The sequence below is a fragment of the Wohlfahrtiimonas larvae genome (assembly GCF_002006755.1).
Classification (GTDB): domain Bacteria; phylum Pseudomonadota; class Gammaproteobacteria; order Cardiobacteriales; family Wohlfahrtiimonadaceae; genus Wohlfahrtiimonas; species Wohlfahrtiimonas larvae.
Map to the genome: position 1 here is coordinate 1 of NZ_MVDO01000127.1, position 7,273 is coordinate 7,273.

The 7,273-nt window shown below is 36.8% G+C and carries 9 protein-coding genes and 1 tRNA gene; 4 read left to right on the forward strand and 6 right to left on the reverse strand.

Going from position 1 to position 7,273, the window contains the following annotated elements; translation table 11 throughout:
- Positions 1 to 512 (forward strand): NAD(P)H-dependent oxidoreductase (locus BZK14_RS07570; RefSeq protein ID WP_143691401.1); only part of this gene is annotated, 512 nt, incomplete at its 5' end.
- Between the two features lie 14 nt (positions 513 to 526).
- On the opposite strand, the gene BZK14_RS07575 is transcribed toward BZK14_RS07570, so the two are convergent.
- The 5 genes from BZK14_RS07575 to BZK14_RS07595 form a co-directional block, all read right to left on the reverse strand.
- Positions 527 to 1,087 (reverse strand): TetR/AcrR family transcriptional regulator, encoded by a 561-nt coding sequence (locus tag BZK14_RS07575; protein WP_077925920.1) that lies wholly within the window; start codon positions 1,085 to 1,087, stop codon positions 527 to 529.
- Entirely contained in the window at positions 1,084 to 2,292 is a 1,209-nt protein-coding gene (locus BZK14_RS07580) for a multidrug effflux MFS transporter (RefSeq protein ID WP_077925926.1), read from the reverse strand. Before BZK14_RS07580 ends, BZK14_RS07575 begins: the two co-directional genes overlap by 4 nt.
- Positions 2,293 to 2,494: 202 nt before the next feature.
- Positions 2,495 to 2,585 (reverse strand) — tRNA-Ser (locus BZK14_RS07585).
- Positions 2,586 to 2,634: 49 nt separating this feature from the next.
- On the reverse strand, positions 2,635 to 3,324 hold the full coding sequence (locus BZK14_RS07590; RefSeq protein WP_077925921.1) for a L,D-transpeptidase family protein: 690 nt from the start codon (positions 3,322 to 3,324) through the stop codon (positions 2,635 to 2,637).
- A gap of 15 nt (positions 3,325 to 3,339) precedes the next feature.
- Positions 3,340 to 4,110, reverse strand: coding sequence for an inositol monophosphatase family protein (locus BZK14_RS07595; RefSeq protein WP_077925922.1), 771 nt, complete (start codon positions 4,108 to 4,110; stop codon positions 3,340 to 3,342).
- Positions 4,111 to 4,263: 153 nt separating this feature from the next.
- On the opposite strand from BZK14_RS07595, the gene BZK14_RS07600 reads away from it, so the two are divergent.
- The 3 genes from BZK14_RS07600 to pnuC all read left to right on the forward strand — a co-directional run bounded on the left by BZK14_RS07600 (position 4,264) and on the right by pnuC (position 6,478).
- Entirely contained in the window at positions 4,264 to 5,025 is a 762-nt protein-coding gene (locus BZK14_RS07600) for a PhnD/SsuA/transferrin family substrate-binding protein (protein WP_077925923.1), read from the forward strand.
- 116 nt (positions 5,026 to 5,141) lie between these two features.
- The gene (locus BZK14_RS07605) at positions 5,142 to 5,888 is read left to right on the forward strand and encodes a hypothetical protein (RefSeq protein WP_245831235.1); all 747 of its coding nucleotides are present in this window, start codon (positions 5,142 to 5,144) and stop codon (positions 5,886 to 5,888) included.
- Positions 5,843 to 6,478, forward strand: a complete 636-nt coding sequence (gene pnuC, locus BZK14_RS07610) for a nicotinamide riboside transporter PnuC (RefSeq protein WP_245831236.1) — start codon at positions 5,843 to 5,845, stop codon at positions 6,476 to 6,478. The genes BZK14_RS07605 and pnuC overlap by 46 nt, the downstream gene beginning before the upstream one ends.
- Before the next feature lie 3 nt (positions 6,479 to 6,481).
- On the opposite strand, the gene BZK14_RS07615 is transcribed toward pnuC, so the two are convergent.
- Positions 6,482 to 7,273 (reverse strand): alpha/beta hydrolase family protein (locus tag BZK14_RS07615; RefSeq protein ID WP_171973671.1); only part of this gene is annotated, 792 nt, incomplete at its 5' end.

The following is a 7,273-nucleotide window of genomic DNA, read 5'->3' on the forward strand; positions in this document are numbered from 1 at the left end:
AGCTTGCCAAAGCACACTTGGAAGCCAAAGGCTTCAATATTCAAATCACAGTTGCAGATCAAGAATATGACCCCAAAGAAGAAGTGCAGAAATACCTTTGGGCAGATGTTGTAATTTATCAAATGCCAGGCTGGTGGATGGGCGAACCTTGGACTGTGAAAAAGTATATTGATGATGTATTCACTGAAGGACATGGTACATTATATGCTAGTGATGGCAGAACACGTTCTGATCCTAACAAAAAATATGGTTCAGGCGGGCTAATTCATGGCAAAAAATATATGCTGTCATTAACATGGAATGCTCCTGAAGAAGCCTTCAATGATCCGCAACAATTCTTTCATGGCACAGGTGTTGATAATGTCTACATGCATTTTCACAAAGCCAATCAGTTTTTGGGCATGAAAAGTTTGCCAACCTTTATTGTGCATGATGTGATTAAAAACCCCAATATTCAAAGTTATATCAACGACTATCATCAACATTTAGATCAGATCATTCCACTCATCTAAGTCATGCAATATTATTATCGGATTGCCGTTTCAAATAAATGCCAAACGGCTGTCAAACGCGTTTGGTATTTTTCAGGTCCTGCAAATAGTAATTCGGTATGCAAACTATCCATCATCGCCATGTAAGATAATGTGAGTGTTTGACTATCTAAACCGTTGTTTACCAATGGAGAAGCTGCAATTGCAGCTTCGATCCATGATTCAATATCATCCATCAATTGGCGCATCAACACGACAACTTCATCATGTAGATGCACAGGTGGCGCAAATAAAATCCTTAACCAAAAACGCATATGATACGACTCTTCAAATCGTGTATTGATATTCGTTAAATAAGCCAACAACTGAGATTCGATCTGATCACCACCGCTGATCATGGATTGAGTATATTTGTACTCTTCTGCCACCAAAATTGGTAAAAGACTGAGGAACAGATCATCTTTGCTACTAAAATGCGCATAAATCGAAGCTTTTTTGATGCCGACATCGTTGGCAATCTCATTCATTGTTGTGGCATTGAAGCCCTGAACTGCAAATCGAATCAATGCTGCATTTTGTAACTTTGATGCTGTCATTTTTCCTCACTCTTACAAAATAATAAGAAAACAAACCCAATGAATCCGCATATACCAATACTTAATGGCAAAATACTTGCATTTTGTATTAATAAACTCACAATGTAACCTGTTACTGCTGGTAATAAATATTGCAAAACGCCCATCACAGCAGAAACAGCACCTGCCTGCTCACCACCATGATACATCGTTAATGCCGTAACATTGCCTAATACCAATCCTAATGATGCGATTGAAATTGCGATCAATGCAGTATAACCAATCAAAGGCACCGCAAAAAATTTTGTTAAACAATATAACACTAACGCAGCTACTGTATGAATCAACATACCCATCACCAATAATTGATGCGCAGAAACACCTTTCATTAATAGTCGATTGGATAACCAACCACAGAAAACCAATCCTGCCGAGTTTAAAGCAAATAAATAGCTAAAATTTGATGAACTTAAATGAAAATGTTCACGATAAACAAATGATGATCCACTCACATATAAGAATAAAGCACTCATTGCAAAACCAGATGACAATGCATAACACATGAATTTCTGATTCGTCATCTGCGAACCATAAGTTATGACAATATTTTTTATATTCATTGGCATACGCTTTTCAACCGGTAATGAATCAGGAATTTGTTTCCATCCCCAAATCAAGCTAATTAAACCTACGAAAGCAATTACCCAAAAAATCACGCGCCAATTGCTCACATCCAAAACCAAACCACCCAAAATTGGCGCAACGATTGGCCCCAACATCATGGCATTCATTAATAAGGAGAAAACTTTGGCAGATTCATTTAAATCACAAGTATCTGAAATAATCGCCCTTGGCGTAACTAATCCTGCTGCCGCACCAATTGCCTGAATAAATCGTGCTGCTAATAACCACTCTAATGTTGGTGCTAAAGCACACATAACCGAACCTACAATGAAGATCATAATCCCAATTAATAAAGGAACTTTGCGACCATAACGATCCAATACTGGACCATATAATCCCTGCCCGATTGCTAAACCCGCTAAGAAGATTGCTAATGTTTGCTGCACTCTACCAGGCGACTCATTAAATTCTTTACCAATATCTAACATCCCTGGCAAATACATATCGATCGCCATAGAATCTAATGCAGTTAATAATGCCATCAATATGATTAAAGAGGCGCTGATGATGACACGTTTTTGTGCCGTTTGACTTATGTTCATAAAATCCATTCTTTCGTTATTCAAGATTACTTCCACTAAACCTACCTACCGTTAGGTAGATTTTCGAAATGCACTATATAGCAATGCTTATAGCAAATCAATGAATAGATAAAATGATTAACCTAGCTCTCTGATATATCTATATTGTTTTTATTTTTTTAATACAAAAAAGCCCTTAGCTTTCACTAAGGGCTTTAAAAATTGGCGGAGAAGGAGGGATTCGAACCCTCGATACGCTATTAACGTATATCCGCTTTCCAGGCGAACGCCTTCAGCCACTCGGCCACTTCTCCAATTCTTTTGCAGGGCAGAAATATACCTGATTCTAAATAAAATAGCAACCTATCGACCTATAGTATATTTTCCATTACCAATACCAACATTCGGCACGCGTTTGTATTTTTCAAAATAATCATATCCTTCTTTCAATTCCATCCAGAACTGATAATGTGGCGAATTCTTCTCACGATTTAAACGATAATCAGTCATTCTAAATGGAAAAACATGAACCGCAACAGACTCTTGTCCTCTTCTTAAAGAAGCCTCTACAAGCTTATAAATCTCATCCATTTGTTGATCTGTCATTGCATAACACCCCACAGAAACACAATCTCCGTGAACCATAAGATAATCGCCAGTATAACCTTTAAATCTATCATATTGATTAGGAAACCCTAAATCAAATGAACGGTAATATCGGCTATATGGATTTAATGCTCTACGTGTTACCTTATAAAACCCTTCTGGCGAAACCTTATCGCCCTGATATTTCTTTGGCCCTAAAGGTCCAGAATAATAACAAATTGGATAGTTGGTAAAGCGTTTAAATGTTCCATTCTTCTTGCCATACCAAATCTCTAACATCCGCTCTTCTTTAAAAATACGAATAAAAATTGGATCGCCTTCTTTTGCTCGCACTTGATGCAAACGTTGCTCTAATGGTGCATCTGTCATATAAGCTACACGTTGTGGCGCTGAAGCACATGCCGCCACAACAAATAAACAGCATATTGCTATGAAAATATTTTTCATATAACCCTTAGAGTATTAAGATAAGTAGCCTAAAACTTGATCATGTAATAAACCATTAGTTGCCACAATGCTTGTACTTTCTAAGGTTAATTTATTACCGTGAAGATCTGTTACTTTACCGCCAGCTTCTTCCACAATGATGGATAAAGCCGCCACATCTAAAATAGTTACATCTGACTCTACAACAATATCCACTTTACCTGCTGCGGTATAATGGTAATGCAAAAAGTCACCAAAACCTCGCGTACTATTGATCGCTCTCAATAATTCACCATATTTCAACCAGCCTGAATCACTTTTAGTTAATGATTTAATATTACCTGAAGAAAATACTGCATCGCGTAATTCACTGATATCACTTACTGAAACTTTCTGACCATCAATAAACGTACCATGACCTTTAGTTGCATATGCAATTTCACCTTCGCCAAAACATGGTGCGCATGACACTCCTAAAATCATTTCCCCCTTATACATCAAGGCAATTTGCGTTGAAAAAAATGGACGACGACGAATAAAAGCTTTAGTCCCATCAATCGGATCCACTAACCATTGATAATCTGATTCAGGATTAATAACACCACCCTCTTCACCCCACATACCATGTTCAGGAAAATTTTCAACAATTATTGATTTAATTAATGTTTCTACATTAACATCCACTTCCGTAACTGGTGTATAATCACCTTTGATTGTAATGTTAAAGCCTTGTGCTTCATATGCCTTACGAATCAGTTTTTTAGATTCTTCAGCAGCCATAAGTGCAACCTTTAAAAATTGTTCCATATTTTCCTCTCAATTGGATGTAAATTGTAACTGATGACATTACATTGCCTTTAAAAGCACAAAATTAACAATCATTTTTTCTGCTTTCTGATAGAATTAACAACAAACTATTCAGAGCAGTGCAAAACGATAAAAAATAACATGGAGTATTATATGTCAACAATCTCTTTTTCAATAGCACCAGACATTGCACCACAGCGTCTACCAGGTTGGTATATCTTTGCAACATGGTTACAAAAGCAAATTGACGCACCACTTACAACAACTGATTTTTCTTCATTTGAGAAGCAAAAACAAGCACTTCTTGATGGAAAAATCGATTTCTTATATGCTAATCCTTATGATGCGGGCTGGTTGGTTCGTGAACAAAAATTTATTGCATTAGCTCAACCAATGAGTGATGTTGCTGAAGTCACAATTGTAACTAAAGCTGGCTCAAGTATTCAACAAGTATCAGATATTCCTGCAGGTGTAAAAGCTGCTGCTGCTGATAATGCGGATCTTCGTATGTTAGGAGCAATTTTATTAGAACCTGCAAACTTAACCAAAGATGATTTTACATTCGTTGACGTGAGCAATCATATTTTAGCAGTCAAATCTTTACTTTCTGGTAATGCAGACATTGCAATGATTCCTTCTAACATCTTCAAAGGATTAAGTAAGACTATCGCTAATGATTTATTACCATTAGTATCAACAGAACCTCATGATATTGAAAGTGTTGCTCACTGTTTTGTATTATCTCCCAAAATGGCAGAATATGCAGAGCCTATCAAAAATACTTTGAGAAATATGAAAGAAATTCCTAATGGTCAATCTATCTTAGATGATATTGGCGTCAGCGATTGGAAAATTCTTGAAGATAAAGATGAAATTGCGTTTATGATTGACTTGATTTACGCATTACAAGTATAACCTTATACATGCTTCAAAGCCTTGCCATCGCAAGGCTTTTTTTTGATCATAACTACCAGTTATACTTTTGTTATAATCATTAACTTTATAGCATTATAAGTTATTCAAAGGTAGTTATGAAGTCCCTCTTTCGGGTGATTCGATTTATCATCCTCCTATTAATTCCCAATAATGCTTATGCCATCAATAAAAATATTGGTAAAGGTTATTGTACACTCCGCCATCCCATTGAATTTTTAACGGGTAATCGAAATACTACATGCGAATCACAACATTTGATTCAACGTGAAAAAGGCGGTGGCAATTATCTCAATACAGTTTGGATCAACACACATCTACATGACTATTTAGATCGCTCCTCTGCTCGTCCATGGAAAAAACAGCGCCCTATATTTAAATTATTTGGTAGTCGAAACTTAGAAAGAGCTTATATGTTGGGTACTTGGGCCAATGGATTTCACTTTGTAACCTATGATCATCATGGACAAGGCAAATTCAATCTATTTCGCTGGGATGCCATTTCTCATTTAGTTTATGCTTGGACTTCTCTTGTGAATTACCCACAAAAAGAATTGAACTACTTGCTCTACCAAATTTCTTTATTAGCTTCTGGCAAAAAAACACAAATCCTTGATGCACTTTTAGGCATTGTGATTGATTTAATTGAAATATTTGTAGGATTAATTTATTCCATCATGGGTATATTTATTGGTGCAATATTCCATCCATTTGATACAATTCGCAACATTGTGCCCGGCACCCTTTTAATCATTACAGGAACAGCTCAAGGCATCTGGCAATTTTTAACAGGTAGTCTGTGTTTGATGACGTTTGGAAAAATTGGTGGTTGCACGACAAATTAACTATGTTTGATCAATTACTACATTACGCACAAACCAATTACCTTGATCTTTTTGGCTTAGCCATTGGCCTAATCTATTTATATTTAGAATTTACTGCAAAAAAATCCATGTGGATTGCTAGCATCATTATGGCTGTACTTTATATCTATATTTTCTACCAAAGCCAACTCTATGCCATGAGCATCGTTTATTGTTATTTCTTTATGGCTTCCATCCATGGCTGGCTCAAATGGAACGAACATACAACCGTCACAATTCTCAGAATGCCGCAACACCAAATTGGTAGAGTTTCATTCTTCATTTTTGCTGCTTGCATTCTCATCTATCTACTACTCAAAGGCTTCACGATCAATGATGAAGAGATCACAATGGGTGATACGATAGCAACAGCACTCAGCGTTGTTGCCATTTGGATGGCAGCAAAATTTTGGGCAGAACAATGGTGTTTATTAATCCCAGCAAATTTAATGACCGCTATTCTACTACTCAATCAAGGTGATTATGCGTCTAGTACACTGTTCATGATCTATTTCATTGTATCCATTTTTGGTTTACGCCATTGGATACACTTAGCAAATCAATCTCAATAAAGATTATCGGGCTGGCATATACCGTTGAATAAATGTTACCACTTCATTATTTTTCCATATGATGGCTTCTCTATGCCCTGCCTCAGGTACTAAAATCAAATTCACTGATTGAGAACCTAAAGATTTCATATGCTGTACCATGGTTTCGGTCACAATAGCAGGAACATTAGTATCCAACTCACCCTGAATCACTAATACAGGTTTATCTAGGCGCTTTGTTCCAGGTTGGTTCTTGACAAAAAACTGCTGCAAGATTGTATTATCTTCAAAAGATTCTAAATCTAAGCCAGGATAGGACATTAATTTCGCTTCAGAATGATCAGTTAAATAACGTATTAAGTCCGCCTTAAATAAGGCTCTTAATGACTCTAAACATAAACCATTGGTTCCTGTTGTACCTGCAACATGCTGTGCTATTCCTCGAGTATGTTCTCGAAAAAGTGATAAATAATCAAATTCGGGATATTCTGCGCGTATCCCTATACCAATAAATGCACCATATGATAATAATGTTGCATAGGAATGGATAGAATTTCTTTGTTCTAAAGCAATACCTGCACGATTCTCATGATCTTCTAATTGGCTCAACGCAATGGGAGCAATTTGTTGGATGATTTGATCCAAATTAGAAGCTGGCGCTCCTGCAACAGCACCTTTAAATCTTGGATCTTCATTGGCATATTCTGCAGCACCTAAAGAAGCTTGCCCTCCTTGCGACTGCCCTACAACCATCCAGTCCCCTTGAAAATCCTCACCATAACGACTTTGCAAAGCTTTAACACTATAAATAATGGC